The sequence below is a fragment of the Acaryochloris sp. IP29b_bin.137 genome (genome assembly GCF_028285745.1).
In the GTDB taxonomy this organism is placed as follows: Bacteria; Cyanobacteriota; Cyanobacteriia; order Thermosynechococcales; family Thermosynechococcaceae; genus Acaryochloris.
Map to the genome: position 1 here is coordinate 1 of NZ_JANQOP010000039.1, position 21,463 is coordinate 21,463.

At 49.2% G+C, this 21,463-nt stretch carries 17 protein-coding genes; 8 read left to right on the forward strand and 9 right to left on the reverse strand.

Annotated elements, in window-relative coordinates:
• Positions 1-1,908 (reverse strand): glycogen/starch/alpha-glucan phosphorylase (locus Q0991_RS02765; protein WP_366524882.1); only part of this gene is annotated, 1,908 nt, incomplete at its 3' end.
• Between the two features lie 365 nt (positions 1,909-2,273).
• Between Q0991_RS02765 and msrB the strand changes: the two genes are divergently transcribed.
• The 4 genes from msrB to ilvN all read left to right on the forward strand — a co-directional run bounded on the left by msrB (position 2,274) and on the right by ilvN (position 4,969).
• Complete coding sequence (msrB, locus tag Q0991_RS02770) at positions 2,274-2,669, forward strand: peptide-methionine (R)-S-oxide reductase MsrB (RefSeq protein ID WP_299485289.1); 396 nt, start codon at positions 2,274-2,276, stop codon at positions 2,667-2,669.
• A gap of 155 nt (positions 2,670-2,824) precedes the next feature.
• On the forward strand, positions 2,825-3,385 hold the full coding sequence (locus tag Q0991_RS02775) for a DUF4333 domain-containing protein (RefSeq protein ID WP_299485291.1): 561 nt from the start codon (positions 2,825-2,827) through the stop codon (positions 3,383-3,385).
• Positions 3,386-3,427: 42 nt separating this feature from the next.
• On the forward strand, positions 3,428-4,399 hold the full coding sequence (locus Q0991_RS02780; RefSeq protein ID WP_299485294.1) for an alpha/beta fold hydrolase: 972 nt from the start codon (positions 3,428-3,430) through the stop codon (positions 4,397-4,399).
• A 51-nt stretch (positions 4,400-4,450) separates the two neighbouring features.
• The gene (gene ilvN / locus Q0991_RS02785) at positions 4,451-4,969 is read left to right on the forward strand and encodes an acetolactate synthase small subunit (protein ID WP_299485296.1); all 519 of its coding nucleotides are present in this window, start codon (positions 4,451-4,453) and stop codon (positions 4,967-4,969) included.
• Positions 4,970-5,029: 60 nt separating this feature from the next.
• Here the strand turns inward: ilvN and Q0991_RS02790 are convergent, their stop codons facing one another.
• Positions 5,030-5,923, reverse strand: coding sequence for a Ycf66 family protein (locus tag Q0991_RS02790; RefSeq protein WP_299485297.1), 894 nt, complete (start codon positions 5,921-5,923; stop codon positions 5,030-5,032).
• A 456-nt stretch (positions 5,924-6,379) separates the two neighbouring features.
• The gene (locus Q0991_RS02795; RefSeq protein WP_299485299.1) at positions 6,380-6,502 is read right to left on the reverse strand and encodes a photosystem II reaction center X protein; all 123 of its coding nucleotides are present in this window, start codon (positions 6,500-6,502) and stop codon (positions 6,380-6,382) included.
• A 270-nt stretch (positions 6,503-6,772) separates the two neighbouring features.
• Between Q0991_RS02795 and Q0991_RS02800 the strand changes: the two genes are divergently transcribed.
• On the forward strand, positions 6,773-7,057 hold the full coding sequence (locus Q0991_RS02800) for a YggT family protein (protein ID WP_299485301.1): 285 nt from the start codon (positions 6,773-6,775) through the stop codon (positions 7,055-7,057).
• Positions 7,058-7,146: 89 nt separating this feature from the next.
• Here Q0991_RS02800 and accC read toward each other — a convergent pair whose 3' ends face one another.
• The 4 genes from accC to rpmI all read right to left on the reverse strand — a co-directional run bounded on the left by accC (position 7,147) and on the right by rpmI (position 11,633).
• On the reverse strand, positions 7,147-8,496 hold the full coding sequence (gene accC / locus Q0991_RS02805; protein ID WP_299485303.1) for an acetyl-CoA carboxylase biotin carboxylase subunit: 1,350 nt from the start codon (positions 8,494-8,496) through the stop codon (positions 7,147-7,149).
• 290 nt (positions 8,497-8,786) lie between these two features.
• Positions 8,787-10,733, reverse strand: a complete 1,947-nt coding sequence (locus Q0991_RS02810; RefSeq protein WP_299485306.1) for a hypothetical protein — start codon at positions 10,731-10,733, stop codon at positions 8,787-8,789.
• A gap of 266 nt (positions 10,734-10,999) precedes the next feature.
• A complete protein-coding gene (rplT, locus tag Q0991_RS02815; RefSeq protein WP_299485308.1) occupies positions 11,000-11,350 on the reverse strand; it encodes a 50S ribosomal protein L20 in 351 nt (116 codons plus the stop codon).
• Between the two features lie 85 nt (positions 11,351-11,435).
• Positions 11,436-11,633 (reverse strand): 50S ribosomal protein L35, encoded by a 198-nt coding sequence (rpmI, locus tag Q0991_RS02820; RefSeq protein WP_299485310.1) that lies wholly within the window; start codon positions 11,631-11,633, stop codon positions 11,436-11,438.
• 283 nt (positions 11,634-11,916) lie between these two features.
• Between rpmI and clpB the strand changes: the two genes are divergently transcribed.
• Positions 11,917-14,559 (forward strand): ATP-dependent chaperone ClpB, encoded by a 2,643-nt coding sequence (clpB, locus tag Q0991_RS02825; protein WP_299485312.1) that lies wholly within the window; start codon positions 11,917-11,919, stop codon positions 14,557-14,559.
• Positions 14,560-14,925: 366 nt separating this feature from the next.
• A complete protein-coding gene (locus Q0991_RS02830) occupies positions 14,926-15,645 on the forward strand; it encodes a glutathione S-transferase family protein (protein ID WP_299485314.1) in 720 nt (239 codons plus the stop codon).
• A gap of 36 nt (positions 15,646-15,681) precedes the next feature.
• On the opposite strand, the gene gap is transcribed toward Q0991_RS02830, so the two are convergent.
• Positions 15,682-16,722 (reverse strand): type I glyceraldehyde-3-phosphate dehydrogenase, encoded by a 1,041-nt coding sequence (gene gap, locus Q0991_RS02835; protein ID WP_299485316.1) that lies wholly within the window; start codon positions 16,720-16,722, stop codon positions 15,682-15,684.
• A gap of 437 nt (positions 16,723-17,159) precedes the next feature.
• Between gap and pyk the strand changes: the two genes are divergently transcribed.
• Positions 17,160-18,584, forward strand: a complete 1,425-nt coding sequence (pyk, locus tag Q0991_RS02840) for a pyruvate kinase (RefSeq protein WP_299485318.1) — start codon at positions 17,160-17,162, stop codon at positions 18,582-18,584.
• Positions 18,585-18,590: 6 nt separating this feature from the next.
• On the opposite strand, the gene Q0991_RS02845 is transcribed toward pyk, so the two are convergent.
• Positions 18,591-21,323, reverse strand: a complete 2,733-nt coding sequence (locus Q0991_RS02845; protein ID WP_299485321.1) for a cation-translocating P-type ATPase — start codon at positions 21,321-21,323, stop codon at positions 18,591-18,593.
• Between the last annotated feature and the right edge of the window lie 140 nt (positions 21,324-21,463).

The window sequence follows — 21,463 nt, forward strand, 5'->3', positions numbered from 1 at the left end:
TCCCACGGAGTTGATCAGCTTGATAATCAGCTTGGCCATAAAATAGCCTGGCGCTGCTTTCCCACCAAAGATAAAGGTGCGAGGCGTAATCTCAATATCAGGATTGGCTTTAATCCGGTTATAGAGGGTCACGATATGGAGCAGACTTAGATGTTGGCGCTTATATTCGTGGAAGCGCTTTGCCTGGATATCAAAGAGAGAATCGGGATCAACGGTGATGCCGTTGTTGTTTTGAATATAAGTCGCGAGTTCAGTCTTACTATGCTGCTTAATCCGCCGCCATTCCACTTGAAAGCCAGCATCATCGACAAACTGTTCTAACTGCTGCAGTTCCTTCAGATTTTTTATCCAAGAGTCCCCAATTTTGCTCGTAATCAGCTTGCTGAGTTGAGAATTACTGAGGACCATAAACCGACGGGGCGTCACCCCATTCGTTTTATTGGTGAACTTGTGGGGATACATTTCATAGAAATCCCGCAGTACATCTTTTTGCAGCAACTCGGTATGTAGGGCCGCAACCCCATTAATGGCATGGCTGCCGACACAGGCCAGGTGAGCCATGCGCACATACCGTTCCCCACTTTCATCAATCAGAGACATACGGATCATGCGCTCTTCATCATCAGGGAACTTAATCCGCACCTCGTCTAAGAACCGCTGATTAATTTCATAAATCAGTTCTAAGTGACGGGGTAACAGAGAACCAAACAACTCGATAGGCCATCGTTCTAAGGCTTCAGGCAAGAGCGTATGGTTTGTATAAGCAAAGGTCTGATGGGTAATGGCCCAGGCTTGCTCCCAGTTCATCTGGTGATGATCGATCAGGAGCCGCATCAGTTCTACCACTGAGATAGCAGGGTGGGTGTCATTGAGCTGAACGGCAAATTTCTTGTGGAAATTTTCTAAGGGCAAGTTCTGGCCATGCAGAATGCGAATCATATCCTGCAACGAACAGGAGACAAAGAAAAACTGCTGAGTCAGACGGAGTTGCTTACCTTGGGATGAATCATCATTGGGGTAAAGGACCTTGGAAATATTTTCCGAGATCATCTTTTCGTAGACGGCCCCTAAATAGTCACCGGAGTTAAAGGACCTGAAGTCAAAAGATTCAGGTGCTTCAGCCGTCCAAAGACGCAGGGTGTTAGCTGTATTCGTTTGATAACCCAAAATTGGGGTGTCGTAGGGAATCCCTTTAACGACTTGATCGGGCACCCAACGCGACCGGAAGTTACCGTAATCATCCGTGTAATTTTCGGTGTGGCCCCCTAACTTAATCTCCACTGACCATTCTGGTCGGGCGATTTCCCAGGGATTGCCTGCACTTAACCACTTGTCAGTCAGTTCAACTTGCCAACCATCGCGAATATCTTGATCGAAGATGCCAAATTCGTAGCGAATGCCGTATCCCAAAGAGGGAATATCTAAGGTGGCAAGAGAATCTAAATAGCAGGCAGCTAGGCGGCCTAGACCACCATTGCCTAAGCCTGGTTCCTCTTCTTCCTCTTGCAGTTCATCCAAGCTTAGGCCGAGTTCGGCCATGCCTTGCTCAACTTGATCGTAAATTCCCAAGTTGATCAGATTATTGCCTAAATGCGGTCCCATCAGGAATTCCGCCGAGAAATAGGCGACGGTCCGAGACCCCAGCTCGGTATAGGTGGCCGCTGTATTGATCCATCGTTGGAGAAGACGATCTCTGACGGTGTAGGCCAGTGCCATATAGTAGTCGTTGGTGGTGGCTAGGGCCGGGAACTTACCTTGCACGTAGAAAAGATTATTCAGGAAAGCCCGTTTAAGGGTTTCGCTATCCATACCGGTGCGATTACTTAACTCGCAGCGATCTTGTAAGTCGATAGCGTTGAGAGATAGTTCGTTAGAACCATGAACTTGGGCTGAAGGATTGCTGGTCATTGCACTAGATGAAGAAAGTACCAGGAATAAACGGTCAGCCTCAATCGCACTTGAGAGCTGTGCTCAGATTATTATCATTCAATGTTAATCATGTTTGTGCTGTGCAGCACTAGAACACCCCCATAACTTCATAATTTTAGGATTTGCTTTAGATCCCCATCCGTTATCAACTCAATTCAAAATATGCCCCCCCATATCAACTATCCACCCATGACCGGGAGGAATCGCCCCAAACCAATCCCAAAGATGGAAGAAGGAACGTTAGGATTTAAAGAATAGCCATGGTTAACGGCTTGGCCGTTGATGGTTCATGCAAAATCAAGCTTCTAAGAAATATCGTCCTTCTGACACTGAATATAAGATTTATGGAAAAAGTACAGAAAACAGAACAGGAATGGAAAGCACAACTCACTTCAGAGCAGTTTCGGGTCACCCGTCAGCAAGGAACAGAGCGGGCTTTTACCGGGGAATATCATGATCTGAAGGCAGAGGGCACGTATCAATGTGTTTGTTGCGGTACGGAATTATTCAAATCCGATACTAAGTTTGATTCGGGAACAGGGTGGCCAAGTTTTTGGGCGCCTTCCGATAAAACCCATGTCCAGGAAAAGACGGATCGCAGTTTGTTTATGGTCCGAACTGAGGTGCTCTGCGCGGCTTGTGATGCTCACCTCGGCCATGTCTTTAATGATGGCCCCCAACCCACAGGTTTACGCTATTGCATGAACTCTGCTGCCCTGAAATTTATCCCTCAAGACTGAGTAGATCAGATCCTCCTGGCTCTTCGTCATAGATGTCCCTTAATTCAGTTGGCATATCCGTTACGGTTTGCATCCATATTCTCGAACATACAGAATTCTGGAACAGACAGACATCCATAATCTTCTGAAGTTTCATCGTCTTATCTCCAAATCCCGTGAATAAAAACGATTGCTTGCGATGGTTCAGCCTCATCTTTCTCCCCAGTGTTCTCCTAGCCTGTGCGCCTATCGTGGATGGAGATGAGGTGGGTCGCAGAATTCAAAGGGAATTTGAGCGCAAAACTAAAATTGCGGTGGACTCTGTGGACTGTCCTCAAGATATTGAGAGTAAAGTGGGCAACCAATTTAAATGCAAAATCTATGCTCCAGATAGAAAGGTCCCAGATGGAAAGATTCTCGAAGTCCAGGTTACCTTAAAAGATGACCAAGGCGATATCTCCTGGTCTGTGCAGACAGGCCTTGTGAACTTAGGGGTTATTGAAGAGAATATTGAGAAAATCTTCGAAACGGAACGTTTAAGCAAGGTCAAAGCCTCTTGCGATGGAAAATTCAAAATTGTGCACAAAGGAGATACGTTTGAGTGCAATGTGCAAGAAGGCAATGACAACCAGGGCAAAGTGATGGTTCAAGTGACGGATCCACAAGGGAAAGTAAATTTCCAGTTTTTGGATAACCCTGACTCTACTCCCCAGGAGGAACAACCCTCTACCCCGTAAAGGCTAAACGAAATTAAAGATGCGATATAGTAGGCAATCGGCTTGAACACGACAACGACTTGGCAACAACAAATCGGGCATCAGCGGGACTGGGCTTGGCGGGGCTGGCAAATTCGCTATACCTTTATGCGGGCAGCAAAAAATCTGGATCAGCCCCCCATGCTGCTGTTGCATGGATTTGGTGCTTCAATTGGTCATTGGCGCTTCAATGTACCGGTATTGGCCCAAGATCGAACCGTTTATGCCTTGGATTTATTGGGGTTTGGGGGGTCAGAGAAAGTTTCAACAGATTATCTGGTGACCCTGTGGGTCGAACAGGTCCATGATTTTTGGCAGACCTATATTCGCAGGCCAATGATTTTGGTGGGGAATTCCCTTGGCTCCCTGGTGAGTTTGACGGCTGCAGCCCTTTACCCAGAGATGGTGTCAGGACTAGCCATGTTAACGCTGCCTGATACATCGGTTTTGGAGAATCCTTCTTGGGTCCAACCTGCGATCGCACCCTTGAAACTGGCCCTCAGCCCAGTTGCTACCCTAGCTAAAGCCTTCTTGACTTCTCCCCCCGTCTTTAATCCATTTTTTCGTTTTATTCGTCAACCCAAGATTATTCGCGCTTGGGTGAAGAAAGCCTATATCGACACCACGTCAGTTGAAGATGATCTTGTCGATATTCTCTCTAGTCCTGCCTACGATCAGGGTGCCGCAGACGCCCTTCGGGCGATGGTTAACACCATGTCCAAGCGCAATATTCCTCAACATACGGCGAAGGAGATGCTGCCGCAGTTAACCATCCCCATCTTGTTGATTTGGGGCCAGCAAGATGTCATGATCCCGCCCAAGCTAGGACCGCTGTTTGCTCGCTGTAATCCTCGCATCCAACTAGTAGAGTTAGCAAATGCGGGACATTGCCCCCATGATGAATGTCCAGATCGACTTAACCCTATTCTGCTAGACTGGCTCGCCTCCCACTTCCCGATGGATAAACTCCTCGCAGAACAGTTGCACTGCACCTAGCTTTGATCACATAATCAGGTCACACCACCACCCCAACTCGGGGATGAGCCGATGAAACATACACTATCCGTCTTAGTTGAAGACGAAGCTGGCGTTCTCACTCGTATTGCCGGACTATTTGCCCGTAGAGGATTCAATATCGAAAGTCTCGCCGTCGGCCCTGCCGAACAGATTGGCGTCTCTCGAATTACAATGGTGGTCCCAGGCGATGACCGCAGCATTGAACAGCTCACCAAGCAGCTCTATAAACTGATTAACGTGCTCAAGGTTCAGGATATTACTGAAGTCCCTTGTGTGGAACGCGAGTTGATGTTGATCAAAGTTAATGCGGCCGCTTCTCTCCGATCTGAAATTGTCGAGATTGTTCAGATCTTTCGCGCCAAAGTGGTGGATGTTTCCGAAGACGCCCTGACGATCGAAGTGGCTGGTGATCCAGGCAAGATGGTCGCCATTGTCCAAATGCTGAATAAATTCGGCATTCAAGAAATTGCTCGCACGGGCAAAATCGCCTTAACCCGTGAATCCCGCGTTAATACTGAATATTTGAAATCCTTAGCGGCTAAAGTCTAAATGGTTGAAAGCTATTTTCTGACAGTTCAGAGTAAACCCTAGGAATTTCGAGGCTTGGGTTTAATAGCTACCGTCGTCACTCTCAGGTCCGCCCGCACTAGGGCCAGGATATTTGGGTAAATCGAGGGGCTTGTAGTCTACGTAGTCATCGTTGCCGTTCTGCCCATAAGTGTCTGATCCGTTGTTGTCTCCAGAATAATCATTGGTAGAGTAGCCATCAGCATCATCTCCCGTGTCCTTCCGACGGCGGTTTCTCATAGCTTTGACTGCCGAGGAATAATCATCTGGGGTATAGTCTTTATCTTCTAGCTCACCTGTTAATTGAAGCGGGCGACGGCGTCGAGGTCGCTCTGTCGAGGTCTCAGGCGGAGCATAGGACGTAGATGAACTACGGCTTTGATCATAGCCATAGCTGTCTTGGGAATAGCTGCTCTGCTCATAGTCGTCATAGGCCGCAGCTCGTCTTCTAGACCGCTGGTAGGAGGCGTCATCGTTATAGCTATCGCCATAGGTATACTCATCTCGGCCTCGCCGCTCCCGCTCACCTCGAATACGGCGAGGCCGGGAGGGCATATCATCGTCAAACTCAAGTTGAGCTTCTGACCGCGTACGGTTAGAACGCTGAGGACGTCTAGAGCGATACTCATCATCTCGCTCTCGATAGCCCCGCTCACGAGGCTGCCGCATAGGACCATTATTGGGCAAGCGATTCTGGATGTTTTCAATCATCAGTGCCACCAACATCCCCACCATAATCATTTGCTGAAGGGATAGGGTAAATTCCATACCCAAGTGGGCTAGGAGGATCACACCCGCTAGTAAGCCAAGGAAGGCATAGATATTATCGGAGTCTCGACGGTAGCCAGGCTTAATTTTATCCAAAAAGAATAATGCGATCGCACCGACGATCAGAATAACTCCAACAATTAGTGGAACAGGAGTACCGAAATTCACTTGGGATTTCTCTCTGGGTGACGACTGATAGCCAGGAGCCGCGTGCTCAATCAGGAATAAAACGAAGGAGAAACGCTAGGTTGGCTGTAGGGAACCAAATTGTAATTTAACTGAAACGCCCCCACCTTGATCAAACTCTATGCTAACGAGTTCTGGACCAAAATGGGACAGGTATAGGGATCGGGGATGAGTTCGCAGGGGAAGCTTAACCTCAAAGTGTGGGGGATGATGCAGCTAGTAGCAGTCAGCAAAGCTCCATCAAACCGCGAAAATAAAGAACGGCTGAACAGTATTTTCAGCCGTACCCAAGAAAAAGTATTTTAAGAAAATTTGTCCCAAAGGGCATTAATAGTTAAGCCACTAAAAGCTAAGCTGCCAAAACGCCGTTGGAGGTGATCATTTCACTACAGGTAGACTGAAGCAGTCAACGCTAGAGATCAATAATCACCCGAAATCTTAGCGTCGTACGATCTTATCTTTTTGGCTAAAGAAGATGAATCCACCCCCGAGTAGACCCAAAACAACGGCACCAAAAAGGATGCTATAAAAGAAACCCTGTAAAGAAGGGGATATTGTCATTAACATGGAAGTCATATTTTTTTGATATCTACGACAGCATCTCTAATCTTAAAGGTTTGTAAGGAGATTGAGAAGCCTTCCTTAACGACAACTTACCCTTAGTAGCCCAGTTGCCCCTGAGTTGACATTGTTTTTGAGGTTTATTTCAATCCCAAAAGACCAGGACAGCACGAAGTGCTTGGCAGCATGCAAGATATCTTCCTCGCTACCTCTAGCTTAGGCAACACGCTACACTAAAGAGTGATAGGGACTGGGTTAGAACCGCTTTTTATGACCTTAGAAACATTACTACTTTGGGGCCTCAGTTTTGGTTTAGGGCTATTTATCTTTCTGTTTATCTTCCGAATAATCCTGACTTGGTATCCTCAGGTTGATCTGAATCAAATGCCCTTTGCGCTGGCAACCTGGCCGACAGAACCTTTTTTGATCCCCACCCGTAAACTGATTCCTCCCATGGGTGGTGTTGATATTACGCCCATTATCTGGGTGGGCATCACTAGCCTGTTGCGGGAAGTTCTGCTGGGGCAACAAGGTTTGCTAAAGATGTTATTTTGAAGCTCCCATCTCTGTCCTGTGGATGGTTGGATATCTATCCTGAGGATGGGCACAATCAATACCTGGACCTATCGGCTTGATTCAGCCCGCTATTGCAGGCCCATCACTTCTTGAATAAAGTTGGTGTAGACTTTGCCTTGGACAAACTCTGGCGTGTCCAGAATTTTTTGGTGGAAGCCAATCGTAGTCGGCAATCCCGTGATCGCACATTCTTGTAACGCACGTTTCATGCGTGCGATCGCAGTTGGACGATCCCGCCCCCAAACAATCAGCTTGCCAATCAGTGAGTCATAGTAAGGCGGGATCTCATAATCCGTATAAACGTGAGAATCAACCCGCACCCCAGGTCCACCGGGTGGCAGATATCCGTTAATCCGACCGGGATGGGGACGGAAGTTGTGATCTGGATCTTCAGCGTTGATGCGGCACTCAATTGCATGTCCCATCAACTGCACTTGATCTTGGGTGACGCTCAGCTTTTCCCCTTGAGCGATCCGAATCTGCTCGGCAATCAAATCTAAGCCCGTCGTCATCTCCGTAACTGGATGTTCCACCTGGATTCGGGTGTTCATTTCCATAAAGTAGAACTCCCCCGTGGCAGACAGCAAGAATTCAACGGTACCTGCTCCAACATAGCCAATCGATTGGGCAGCTCGGACAGCTGCAGAGCCCATTTTTTCTCTTAAGTCTGGGCTGAGCGCAGGGCTGGGGGATTCCTCCAATAGTTTTTGGTGTCGTCGCTGAATTGAGCAATCCCGCTCCCCCAAATGGACAACATTGCCATAGCTGTCGGCAAAGATCTGAAACTCAATATGGCGGGGATTTTCAATAAATTTTTCGATGTAGACCCCTGGATTGCCAAAAGCCGCCTCGGCTTCTCCCTGAGCAGCCAAATAGAGCTTACCCAAATCATCTGGGTCTCGGACCAAGCGCATGCCCCGTCCACCCCCGCCCGCTGTGGCTTTAATCATAACGGGATAGCCCATAGCATCGGCAATCTTTTTGGCCGTTGCTTCATCCGGCACGAGGCCATCACTACCAGGGACGGTGGGAACCCCTGCATTTTGCATGGTTTCCTTGGCCGTTGATTTATCGCCCATCGCCCTCATCGCATCGGGGGACGGTCCAATAAAGTGAATCTTATGATCCGCACAAATTTCGGCAAAGCGAGCATTCTCTGCCAGGAAACCATAGCCAGGATGGATCGCTGTTGCATTTCGCGTTAAGGCCGCTGAAATAATATTGGGAATATTGAGGTAGCTTTTACTGCTAGCCGGTTCGCCAATACAGACTGCTTCATCCGCTAACTGCACATTGAGAGATTGCTGATCAACCGTGGAGTGAACAGCAACGGTGGCAATTCCCATTTCTCCACAGGTGCGGAGTATTCTCAGGGCAATCTCTCCCCGATTGGCAATCAGAATCTTAGAAAAGCGCATGTTTTAAAGGGAGCGTGACACTTGATAACCTTCGCACAATCACCCAGGACGAAACTGCTACACGCCCAAAATCAAACCCCCTAAAGAGCTGCGTGAAGCAAAATTTCATCACACATTTGTCCAGTCGCGTTGAGCAGTGTCAAAAGTAAAATCAAGAGCTATCGTATCATGCAGATGCAGCGATGATAGCCTGGGTGATCCTGCAAACTGATGTAAATATCCATTGCCAGAAAATCCCTTTATCTGAGATCGACTTTGAGATCAACAAAGATGATACGGAATCCCTACCGCTATTCTTCTGCGGTGGGATCCAGAATAACCGGTCGAGAAATTTCACCATCTGGATCTGGGGCGTAGCTGTCCGTCGGGGGAGGCGGTGCTGCTGGCGCTTGCTGTTGAACTGGAACGGGCTCTGGCTCGTATCGAGGTTCTGGCTCATATCGAGGCTCTGGCTCATACCGAGGTTCTTCCCGACGACGACGGGCGGCATAAATCGCATCTCGTTCAGCGGCCCAGGCAGCAATCTTATCTTGCGCTTCATTGTATAAAGCCCTGCCGAAGCCAATCTGCGAGGCAGTTGCGATCGCATCCGACAAACGACCATTACGGGCTAGGGCACTGGCTTCGTTAAGGATGGGGCGATCTTCGACAGATTGAATGTCAGCGACCCAAGTGTAAATATCATCCTGCGCTTCTCGATAAAGCGATCGCCCAGATTGAATTTGTTCTGCCGTTTTGATGGCATCGTTTAGCTTGCCCGCTTTTGCGAGCTGACGTGCCTCATCCAGAATGGGTTGATCTTCCACCTTCTCAATCGATTCTTCCCATTCCACCATCAGGGTTTGGGCTTCACCCTGCAACGGATTGCCAATCTCCACTTTCCGTGCTTCCAAAATGGCCGCTTGGAAACCCGCCGTTGTATTTTGGGTAGCAAATTGGCGGGCTCGGGCCAAGATTTGCCGATCTTGGAAAGTATTAATCTGTTGATCCCACCGAGCAATTAAGGTTTGAGCTGGGATTCGACCTGGTTTCTCGGTATCAATCAAGGCCGCATGATCAATGGCCAACTGATAGGTATGGACATTGTCAATGTTGGCAAAGAATTTCGCCAGATGGAGCTGGCCGGTATTTTGAATTTTTTGCTCCCAGGTTTCAACGCGATCTCGATTTTTCTCAAACAAGTCGCTTTTGCGATCAATCTGCTCAGCTAAGGCCCAGGCATGGATATAACTGTAGAAATCATCCTCTTCAACGGTCGCCTCTGCTCGACTAAGCTGAACTAAAGTAGTTGCATTCTTGGCGGCTTTGGTATCGGGCGGAATCCATTGAGCAGCAGCTATCGCCTCCTCAAACTGACCATACTCTTGATGCTCTTCAGATAGATCGAGCAGCTTTTGGCTCCATTTTTCAATATTTTCCTGGACTTCGTCCTTGGCAAGACGCTTCGGATCAATTTTGCTAGCGAGTTGAATGGCTTCGGCAAAGTCTTTAGCTTGACCGTAGGCAGCAACGTCTTGGGCTTTATACAGATCCTGGAACGCTTTTTTCTCAATCGCCATATCTCCCAGGATTTTATCGGCCTGGCCTTGCCAATAACGATCTCCTAATTGCACCAAGGACCGAACCTGCAATGCTGCCTGGGTCCAGTCTTGCTTCTTAATTGCATTGCGGGCATTTTCTAGGGATTCTTCGCCTGCTTCCCAATTCGCTTCCCATCGTTTGATTAAACGCTTCGACTCCGGCTGAATGCTGCTTGCATCGGGCACTTCTCTCGCCAAGCTAATCGCCTCTTTGAGATTGCCCTTCGACAGTTCTCTGCGAGCGAGACCCAGAATAGAGCGAGACCACTCATCGGAGAGGAGAGAAACCCTTGGAAAAAGGGGATGCTCTTCATCCCATTTTTCAGCAATGGCTAAGGCGGCTTTGATATCTTTGACATTGCCCTTGCGAGCCAGCTGATCGGCACATTCTAGCTGTTCTGCCTCGGAAAGGGTTGCGGCAATCTGCTTGCAATTGGGCGTAGGCGGTAAACTCGACAACCACTGCAACGCTGTCACGCCTGTCACCCAAGATACGACAATTGTGATCAGCCAAGGCCACCCTTTGAAGGTCACAATTTTAATCAAGGTGTTTTGGACCTTCTGGACCCTAGCGTTTTGCTTGGGATTCGGTAGATCCGATCCTTGTCCAGGTTCCAGTGAAGGAGGATTGCTTTCAGCAGGTTGGTTACTCGTCATATCCTAGGAACTAAAGCAGAAAATCACACGAAGACTTGGCACGATCTATCAAATTTTGATGCATTTCACCCATCTATATAGTGTTGGTAAAGCGGAAACAAGCCTCATGTAGATAATAGGCTAGAAAACTGAGAATTGACAGCTCAGCAAAAATAGCCCATCCATTCAAGGCCAGGCGCAGCGAGTAAGCAGCCTAAAATATGCCTTGAGGATTGGGCTATTGATGGGGATGCCGGGACCAAGCGAATCGCTATAGTAACAGGGCGCTAGGCTTTAGCCACGAGTTCAACAATCTTGCTAAAGCTATCTGGGTCCGTGGCGGCGAGCTGGGCCAGCATTTTGCGGTTGAGCTGGATATTGGCCCGCTTCAGCTGTCCCATAAATTGGCTATAGCTAACGCCATGCTGCCGGGTTGCGGCATTAATGCGAGCAATCCACAGACGGCGAAAATCTCTTTTACGCTTGCGGCGATCGCGGTAGGCGTTACGTAACGCTTTCATCACCTGCTGATTGGCGATTCTAAACAGGCGAGAGTGTGAGCCTCGGAAGCCTTTGGCGAGTTTTAATATTTTTTTGCGGCGCTTGCGAGCGACGTTGCCGCGTTTGACGCGAGTCATGGTCCTGGTCCTTGTTGGTGAATTTTTAGGTAGGGAAAATTATTTTAGGTATGAAATTGGAAGTTTGACGCCTTAGAGCCACGCCCTAGGAGTAAGGCATCATCGCCCGAACGTTTTCTGCGTCTTGCTCACTGACAACAGTTTTCTTTGAAAGGCGACTCTTACGGTCGGGGCCTTTATGCTCTAACAGATGGTTCTTATATGCCTTGCGACGCATAAATTTGCCGCTTCCGCTTCGTTTAAAGCGCTTGGCAGCGGATCGTCGGGTTTTAAGTTTGGGCATTGTTCGTCTAGAATCGCAGCATCGACACAAACTAGCATCATAGTATAAGTAACAACTTATTGACAATAGCTAGTCAAAAAGGATGGGTAACCCCCGGATAGGGGGGCAGGCTGAGAGAAGAATCTTAAATTTGGGCCAAGACTGCTGACGGTGCAGAGGACGGCAATACCTATTCCCCTAGGGGGGAAGACCGATCTTAGGTAACGCTCTTCCCTCTCTACAATGGCAGTAGGCGAAAGGCCCGCCTATCATTAATCCCCAATGTCCAGGAGGTTCTCCATTTATGCAACCCACCAATCATGAGCAGTTTACTGAGAAAGCTTGGGCTGCGATTGTACGGACATCAGATTTAGCCAAAGAAGCCCAACAACAGCAAATCGAGAGTGAGCATTTACTGCAAGCCCTAATTGAAGAAGATGGCTTAGCAGGACAGATTTTTACTAAAGCGGGAGCTGATATGCAGCGCGTCCGCGATCGCACCACGGAATTTATCAATCGGCAAGCCAAATTAACCACCCCTAGTGATTCGGTTTACTTAGGTCGGAGCTTAGACACCCTCTTTGATCGGGCCGAGACTTTTCGTCGCTCCTTTGGAGATGATTTTATTTCCATTGAGCATTTGGTCTTGGGCTATATCGAAGATGATCGCTTCGGCCAACCCCTCCTGCAAGGACTAGGCTTGACAGAGCAAATGTTAAAGCAAGCGGTCACGGATATTCGGGGCAGTCATAAAGTCACGGATAAAAATCCAGAAGGCAAGTATGAGTCTCTGGAGAAATATGGTCGAGACCTCACAGAACTGGCGCGGGAAGGCAAGCTGGACCCCGTGATTGGCCGTGACGATGAGATTCGGCGAACGATTCAGATCCTATCTCGACGGACCAAAAACAACCCAGTTTTAATTGGAGAACCGGGCGTTGGTAAAACGGCGATTGCTGAAGGGTTAGCCCAGCGAATTGTGGCTCGCGATGTACCGGAATCCTTGCGAGATCGCAAATTGATTGCCCTAGATATGGGGTCCCTGATTGCCGGAGCCAAATATCGCGGTGAATTCGAGGAACGTCTCAAATCCGTCCTTAAAGAAGTCACTGAATCTGACGGTCAGATGATCTTATTTATTGACGAGATCCATACGGTCGTTGGGGCAGGGGCCAGTCAAGGAGCCATGGATGCGGGGAACTTGCTGAAGCCGATGTTGGCCCGAGGTGAGCTGCGCTGTATTGGGGCCACCACTCTAGATGAATACCGCAAGTATATTGAAAAAGATGCGGCCCTAGAACGACGCTTCCAGCAAGTCTATATTGATCAGCCCAATATCCAAGACACCGTCTCGATTTTGCGAGGGCTGAAGGAACGGTATGAAGTCCATCACGGGGTCAAGATTTCTGATAATGCTCTGGTGGCCGCAGCAACCCTCTCCACTCGCTATATCAGCGACCGCTTTCTCCCCGATAAAGCCATTGACCTGATGGATGAAGCGGCAGCCAAACTAAAAATGGAAATTACCTCCAAGCCGGAAGAGCTAGACGAAATTGATCGTAAAATCCTCCAGCTAGAAATGGAGCGTTTATCCCTAGAGAAGGAAAGCGATCGCGCTTCTTTAGAACGTCTGGAGCGGATCGAACAAGAGATTGCCAACCTGCAGGAAGATCAGAAGACCCTGAATGCCCAATGGCAGTCGGAGAAACAGATTATCGATGATATCCAAACCATCAAAGAAGAGATTGACCGGGTCAATATCGAGATTCAGCAAGCCGAGCGTAACTATGACCTTAACCATGCGGCTGAGCTTAAATATGGCAGACTTACCAATCTGCAGCGTCAGCTTGAATCGGCGGAAACCCAGCTAGCCCAACGCCAAACCAATACTAATTCGCTCTTAAGAGAAGAGGTTACGGATGCCGACATAGCTGAAATCATCTCTAAATGGACGGGGATTCCCGTGAGCAAGCTGGTGGCCTCGGAAATGGAGAAGCTGCTGCACCTAGAGGATGAACTACATCAGCGGGTGATTGGTCAGGAAGAGGCAGTAACGGCAGTGTCTGATGCGATTCAGCGATCGCGGGCGGGTCTTGCGGATCCGAATCGTCCCATTGCTAGCTTTATTTTCTTAGGTCCCACCGGCGTAGGTAAGACAGAGCTAGGCAAAGCTTTAGCTGCCTATCTCTTTGATACCGAAGATGCCATGGTTCGCATCGATATGTCGGAATATATGGAAAAACATACGGTGGCCCGGATGATTGGGGCGCCCCCGGGTTATGTCGGCTATGACGAAGGCGGTCAACTCACCGAAGCCGTGCGGCGACGTCCCTATGCGGTCATCCTATTCGATGAAATTGAGAAGGCCCATCCCGATGTTTTTAACATCATGCTGCAAATTCTCGATGATGGCCGAGTCACGGATTCTCAGGGTCGCACCGTTGACTTTAAGAACGCCGTGATTATTATGACCAGCAATATTGGCTCTCAACATATTCTGGACTTGGCTGGGGATGATAGTCGCTATAACGAAATGCATAATCGGGTCATGGATGCCATGCGCTCCCACTTCCGACCTGAATTTCTCAACCGAATTGATGAACTGATTATTTTCCGTAGCCTGCGCAAGGATCAATTGCGCCGGATCACCCAACTGCAGGTACAAAGGCTGGCAAATCGGCTGAGCGATCGAAAGATGTCTCTTAAACTTTCCGAAGCGGCCTTAGATTTCCTGGCAGAAGTGGGGTACGACCCGGTCTATGGAGCTAGACCGCTGAAGCGAGCGATCCAGAAAGAGCTAGAGACTCAAATTGCCAAAGCGATTTTGCGCGGAGACTTTGGGGAAGGCGATACGATTCTTGCGGATGCCGAGAATGAGCGCTTAACCTTTAAGCGTATGGAATCAGACGTTGCAGCCTATCCCGTTACAGGAGCCGTTAGTTCTTAGAAAGTTGGCCTATCGCTATGCTGCTCCCGATGCTTCAGGCGGACGTCAGCGTTTCTAAAACCCTGATTCTTAAGCTAAAACCCGTTTATTCAATTGATTGACGAGGATCCTCAAAGAGAATCCTCGTCTAATTTTTGGCATTGGTTCGATTAATCGCTCACTTTGGCCTTGATATAGCACTACGCATTTTGCTTAGGACGGATTTCGTGCTTAGAGATTCACATTTGCGAAGTTCTGCTCAGTGGGCGTCTTAACACGCTTTCGTAGTGCTATACACCCTACTTCCCCTCTTCCGGGTGATCCCTCAGCTTGAAAAGAGTCCTATTGATCGCCTATATTTAGCACGATCGTTCGTTTTATATAATTATGATTTCTTTTTACTTTGCGAAACCATCCCTATTTAGTCGGCCAGTCTGGATTACGTTATTGGAGAAGCAGCTCGACTTTCAACCGATCTATGTGGAGATGGGCAATCAAGAGCAATTTTCGCCTGAATTTAGAGCCCTCAATCCCTTCTCACGAATTCCGGTGTTGGTTGACGATGGCTTTAGGGTGATGGAGTCGCAAGCCATCTTGGATTATCTGGAGACGAAATATCCCGCCCCTAAATTGTTACCAAGTGGGGCAGAAGCCTTGGCGACCGTGCGAATGGTGCAAATGGTGTCCATCAATGAGTTGGTCCCCGCCATCGGTGAACTCCTGATGCAACCGGAAGAGAAGCGAACCTATGCCCAAAATCGGGCGAACACAGCTTTAGATCTTTTCGAAACGTTATTGGGAAATGCTCCCTACTTTGGTGGCGATCAGCTCAGTTTAGGAGATATTATGGCGGGTTCCTTGGTGCCCGTGGCTGGGGATCTGGGGATTAGCCTAGAGAACCATCCGCACCTGCAAACGTGGATCAAAACGCTGATGTCAAGGCCAGCATGGCAGCACACTCAGCTATCGGATGCCGAAAAGGCAAGATTTTTGCGTAGTATCCGGGCGATGAGCAAGATTTGGCAACGTCGTCGTCGGCAACGAGCCGAGATACTCCTTGAACCCAACAAAACCGCTCCCTCAAGCTCAAGCCCAGGGAGCAGTTGAAAGCCTATGAATTTAAGGGAGACTACACGAAGGAGATTAAACCAATGCCATGCGCTCTGATTCTTTTGCTGCCATGGATAGGATTAAATCAATCATGCGATTGGAATAGCCCCACTCGTTGTCATACCAAGTAATGACTTTAAAGAAATTGGAGTTGAGTTCGATGCCTGCTCCGGCGTCAAAAATACTGGAGCAGGGATTGCTAGTGAAATCGGTAGAGACTACGGCATCCTCGGTATATCCCAAAATGCCTTGTAGGTCACCGAAAGCGGACGTTCTCATGGCTGCGCAGATATCGCCATAGGTAGTAGAACGCTCTGTTCGGAAGGTCAGGTCTACAACCGAAACGTCGGGGGTGGGCACCCGTAGCGCCATGCCTGTTAATTTACCGTTGAGTTCTGGCATCACTAAAGTCACCGCCTTGGCTGCCCCGGTAGAAGCCGGAATGATGTTTTGCGACGCACTCCGTCCACCCCGTAAATCCTTTTTACTGGGTCCATCCACGGTGGGTTGCGTTGCTGTCATGGCGTGAACAGTAGTCATTAACCCTTCTGCAAACCCAAAATTGTCATGAATAACCTTGGCAACGGGGGCGAGACAGTTGGTTGTACAGCTGGCGTTGGAGACGACCGTATGACGGTGGGGATCATAAAGATGATGGTTGACGCCCACCAATAGGGTGGGGACTTTATTGGGATCTTTCTCTTTGGTGGGAGCTGAAATGACGACCCGCTTGGCACCAGCAGTTAAATGCTTGGAAGCCGTTTCATGGGTCGTAAATAAGCCTGTGGCCTCTACGACGTAATCAACTCCAAGCTGCCCCCAAGGTAGTTCTTCCGGATTACGGATGGCGGTGCAGGGAATGAATCGATCGTTGACGATAATGCCTTCGGATGTGGCTGCGACAGTTCCTTGAAAGGGACCATGGGTGGAGTCATATTTGAGTAGATAGGCGATATTCTCGGGAGGGACCAAATCATTGATGCCCACAAACTCAAGATTGGGATTGTTGATCCCGGCCCGGAAAACCAGGCGACCAATTCGACCAAAGCCATTAATGCCGAGTTTGATTGTCATTGGAAACCTCCGATAAAGAATGAATCGATCAACGTCCAAGGGTTTACTCTTCAGCTTTTTGCAAATTATTCAGTAAAAGGACAACTCCAATCTCGCCATCCCGAGGTCGTGTCAATAAACCACTACACAGAAAACGAACCAATCCCCATACACGTCAATGTGTAATGTGAATTACGCTGAGTACCAGTCCCCTGGCAGGTGTACTCAATGGGGTATTCGACGAGAGGAAACCTTTTATCTCAATATCTGTTGAAATGCTGTAGAGAAAGAAAACCTGAATGAAGTCTGAAAAGACGATTGCGAATCAGAAAAGCGCAACCATCCATACGTTAGGGGCGAACTCAGGAAGGGAAGGTTTTCCTAATCAATTTTTTAGATCAGTTAGCTATTCAAGATAAGGTTGTAGAACTGTCACTCCTCCCCACAGATAAGAAATCGTGACTGTCGAACTAACCCATCGTACCAAAATTGTCGCCACTATTGGTCCAGCCAGTAGCTCTCCAGAGATAATTCGCAATATGGTCAAAGCGGGAATGGACGTGGCTCGCCTCAACTTTTCCCATGGCACCTATGAACAACATGCTCAGATGGTGACATTACTCCGGTCTGTGTCGAGTGAGTTGGATACCCCCATTACGCTTTTGCAGGATTTACAAGGCCCCAAAATCCGAGTGGGGCAGATTGCGGGCAACTCCATGACATTAACCGCGGGTGAGCGGTTAACCTTAGTGGCGGAAGAACATTTCCACAATCAACCTCAGACCATTGCGATTGATTATTCCTACTTGGCGACCGAAGCCCAAGCCGGTACTCCGATCTTGATGGATGATGGCTTATTGGAATTACGAGTTGAAGCGGTTGAGAATGATCAAATCCATTGCCAAATTATTCAAGGCGGGATTCTAGGCAGCCGCAAGGGTGTCAATCTCCCCAGCCTAGATTTGCAGCTTCCGTCTCTAACAGACAAGGATCGGCAAGATTTGGCGTTTGGCCTGTCCCAAGGGGTAGATTGGGTGTCCCTCAGCTTTGTGCGGCGAGCCGCAGATATTCATGTTCTAAAAGAGCTGCTAGCCAAACATGGGGCTGCAGATGTACCCGTGATGGCGAAGATTGAGAAACCCCATGCGATCGCAAATCTGGAAGCCATCCTAGATGCCTGTGATGCGGTGATGGTGGCCCGAGGGGATTTAGGCGTCGAAATGAGTGCGGAAAAAGTCCCTAAGCTGCAGAAGCAGATTATACGCGCTTGCAATAAGCGCAACCTCCCCGTGGTCACGGCTACCCAAATGTTGGATAGCATGATTCGCAATCCTCGACCGACGCGCGCCGAAGCCAGTGATGTAGCCAATGCCATTATTGATGGCACGGATGCGGTGATGTTGTCAGGAGAATCGGCTGTAGGCAAATATCCCGTCAAAGCAGTGGAAATGCTGGCCCGGATCGCCACGGATGTGGAACCGGATTTAAACTTCGTCAATAACCCGCCTGCCTGCTTTGATGAAACCCATGCCTTGAGTGAAGCGCTCAGTGCGATTCAGGATGTGCTCACCTTAAAGTGCATCGCCGCCTTTACCTCAACCGGCTATACGGCTTTAATGGCGGCAGGGGAGCGACCCCGGCACCCCGTGATTGCCATTACCCCTTTCGAGAAGGTCTATCATCGCCTCAACTTGGTTTGGGGCGTGAAGCCCATCTTAATTGACCACCAGGTCGAATCCTTCGAGGAGTTGGTATCCCAAGCCCAATCGTACCTATTGGCCAAGGAAATTGTGGATTATGGAGACAAAATCTTGATTATTGGAGGAATTCCCACCCAGCAGCCGCGAGGGACTAATTTCATCAAGATTCATCGGATTGAGTAGGGGTGACTAGCGCTTTTTTGGGCGCAGCCCCCATTTCTGTAGTTCAACCGCCCAGAACCCCAGACTTGCGATCGCAAGACAAAGCAACAGCTCAGCGACAGAAAGGGGCTGGGTTTCGAAGATTTTTTGGAACATCGGATTGTAAAGGACCAATAATTGGAGTCCAGTGGTTAGCACCACCGATCCGAGTAACGGTTTGTTGCTCATTACCCCCATGTTGAAAAAGGATTCTTGCTCACCTCGAATCGCTTGGACCAGGAAAATTCGAGAAAACGCCAAAGTGGAAAAGATTAAGGTTTGCCAATGGGCTAAATCGGATTGCCAGCCCCAATAGCCCACCCCAAAAAACAGGCTGCCTAACCAGAATCCAATCCAAGCAATATCACGCCCAACACCGCGGCTAAACAAATTCTCAGCGGGAGAGTAGGGAGAACGGCGCATAATGTTACGCTCTGCAGGTTCCACACTCAGCCCAATTGCTAGTAAGCCATCTGCCAGTAGATTGATCCATAAAATTTGCAGAGGGAGGAGGGGAATGGGCATGCTCACCAAAGGAGCCATCAGGATTACCCACAGCTCACCACAATTGCCGCTCAGAGTGTACTTGATAAATTTGCGAATATTGTCATAAATCACCCGTCCTTCCCGCACCGCCGCCACAATAGTGGAAAAGTCATCATTTAGCAGAATCATATCCGCGGCCTGTTTGGCGACATCGGTTCCGGTGATACCCATGGCTACCCCAATATCGGCTTGTTTCAGCGCAGGGGCATCATTGATGCCGTCCCCAGTCATGGCTACGATCTGTCCTTGCTGCTGCAAAGCGCGTACAATCGCTAGCTTATGTTGAGGGGAGACGCGGGCATAGATAGACACTTGCTGAACCGCGTCAGCAAGCTGGGCCGGATTGAATTGGGTTAAGTCCTGCCCGGTCAGCGGGGGGTGGCTTGAAATATTCAGCTGTTGGGCAATGGCTTTGGCGGTAATCGGATGATCCCCCGTAATCATCACCGGGCGAATCCCGGCGGTTTGGCAGAGGAACACGGCATCTTTCGCTTCGGGACGGGGGAGATCAATCATAGCGACCAATCCCACCAAGACTAAATCCTGCTCCAGGTTTTGCAGAGATAGCCCATTCGAACTTTGAGGAAGCCATCGCAGGGCAATGCCTAAAATACGCTTTCCTTCAGAAGCCAAGCGATCATGAACTTGGAGGATTTTCTGGCGTTTTATCTCAGAAAGCGGCTCAATCCAATCTGTGCCCAGAATATGACTGGAGACATCCAAGAGGCGGTCGAGAGCCCCTTTGGTGAACATCAGTTTTAAGGAGTTGAGTGGCGCTGGAGCCTGTTGAGCAAGCGTCTCTAAACAAGGCATTGCCTTCCATTGATGGACTGTACTCATCAACTTGCGGTTGGCATCAAAGGGTAATTCTTGATAACGGGGAAGATGTTGCCGGGATTGGGGAGGCCAAGCGCCCAACTGGGCCGAAACGGCCAGCAACGCCGTTTCCGTTGGATCCCCCAAAAGCAGGAAGTGGTCGGGTTGTTCGGGATCCAATTCCAGGCAGGCATCATTACAGAGGGCCATCCCGGTCAACATCACATCCAATGCAGACTGTTGATTGGGTTGGAGGTCTTGAAAATGATTATGGGAAGAAGGTTTGGGGGTTAGGGGGATGGCGGGAGGAGGGAGGGTGATTTCTGTGCCAGCAACCACCAAATTAGTGGCGGTCATGCGGTTTTCAGTCAGCGTTCCGGTTTTGTCCGAACAGATGACTGTCACAGAACCCAGGGTCTCGACTGCGGGCAGCTTCCGAATCAGGGCCTGATGCTTCAACATCCGCTGAGCCCCCAACGCCAGCGCGATTGTGACGATGGCGGGTAACCCTTCTGGAACGGCTGCGACTCCCAAACTCACGGCGGTCAAAAACATAAACCGCAAATCTTCACCCTGGAGCAGTCCAAGGAGAAAAATGATCAGGATTAGGATTGTGATTGTGATCGCAAGTTGTTTGCCGAACTGATCCAACCGCTGCTGCAGTAGCGTCGGACTGGGCTTTGCCGTTTGGATCGCTGCCGCAATCCGGCCTAGCTCCGTATTCATCCCAGTATCAGTGACAACCGCTTCACCTCGACCATAGGTAACGGCAGTCCCCATATAGACCATGTTGTGGCGTTCTGCTAAGGGGTGCTGATCGGCTAAGGCATCGGAGATCTTATCAATCGGCTCTGATTCTCCCGTTAGAGAGGCTTCTTGTACCCGTAAAGAGGCACTGTCAAGGACTCGGCAATCGGCGGGAATAAGGTTACCCGCTTCAATGCTGATGACATCCCCTGGAACGAGGAACTGAGCCCCTATCTCTTGCCAAGCGTCCTGGCGGCGCACCCGAACAGAGGGGACAGCCAGTTTTTTGAGAGCAGAAATGGCTTGTTCAGCCTGGTAATCTTGAAAGAAGCCCAGTCCAGCATTGAAAATAACAATGGCTAGGATCGCTAAGGCATCTTTCAGATCCCCCAGCAAACCGGATAGAACTGCAGCCACAATTAGAATTAAAACCATCGTGGCCGTTAGCTGTTTCCACAGCATCTGCCAGGGGCTTTCGCGGTCTTGTTCGATCAGTTCATTCAAGCCATAGGTCTGTTGTCGAATCGTTGCCTCAGCTTGGGAGAGCCCCTGATCAAGAGAGGTGTCCAGATGATGCAGGACTTCCTCTGGATGCAGCTGATACCACTCCATACTGGATTCCCTCTAATGTACGGCCTTTTCCTCATCCTAATAAAGACAGGGATCCGTTGCTCTACCTCAATTGTAGTGATCGAGGAACGGTATTCAACCGAATACTGGGCAAGAAGAGAGATAACTTATTGCAATTCATT

Bases quoted from the DNA above. Each gene is read 5' to 3' on its own strand.
- gap (WP_299485316.1), bottom strand. From the start codon at position 16,722: ATGACAATCAAACTCGGCATTAATGGCTTTGGTCGAATTGGTCGCCTG.
- rpmI (WP_299485310.1), bottom strand. From the start codon at position 11,633: ATGCCCAAACTTAAAACCCGACGATCCGCTGCCAAGCGCTTTAAACGA.
- accC (WP_299485303.1), bottom strand. From the start codon at position 8,496: ATGCGCTTTTCTAAGATTCTGATTGCCAATCGGGGAGAGATTGCCCTG.
- Q0991_RS02795 (WP_299485299.1), bottom strand. From the start codon at position 6,502: ATGACAATATCCCCTTCTTTACAGGGTTTCTTTTATAGCATCCTTTTT.
- Q0991_RS02800 (WP_299485301.1), top strand. From the start codon at position 6,773: ATGACCTTAGAAACATTACTACTTTGGGGCCTCAGTTTTGGTTTAGGG.
- Q0991_RS02830 (WP_299485314.1), top strand. From the start codon at position 14,926: ATGATTTCTTTTTACTTTGCGAAACCATCCCTATTTAGTCGGCCAGTC.
- ilvN (WP_299485296.1), top strand. From the start codon at position 4,451: ATGAAACATACACTATCCGTCTTAGTTGAAGACGAAGCTGGCGTTCTC.
- msrB (WP_299485289.1), top strand. From the start codon at position 2,274: ATGGAAAAAGTACAGAAAACAGAACAGGAATGGAAAGCACAACTCACT.
- Q0991_RS02810 (WP_299485306.1), bottom strand. From the start codon at position 10,733: ATGACGAGTAACCAACCTGCTGAAAGCAATCCTCCTTCACTGGAACCT.
- clpB (WP_299485312.1), top strand. From the start codon at position 11,917: ATGCAACCCACCAATCATGAGCAGTTTACTGAGAAAGCTTGGGCTGCG.
- Q0991_RS02845 (WP_299485321.1), bottom strand. From the start codon at position 21,323: ATGGAGTGGTATCAGCTGCATCCAGAGGAAGTCCTGCATCATCTGGAC.
- rplT (WP_299485308.1), bottom strand. From the start codon at position 11,350: ATGACTCGCGTCAAACGCGGCAACGTCGCTCGCAAGCGCCGCAAAAAA.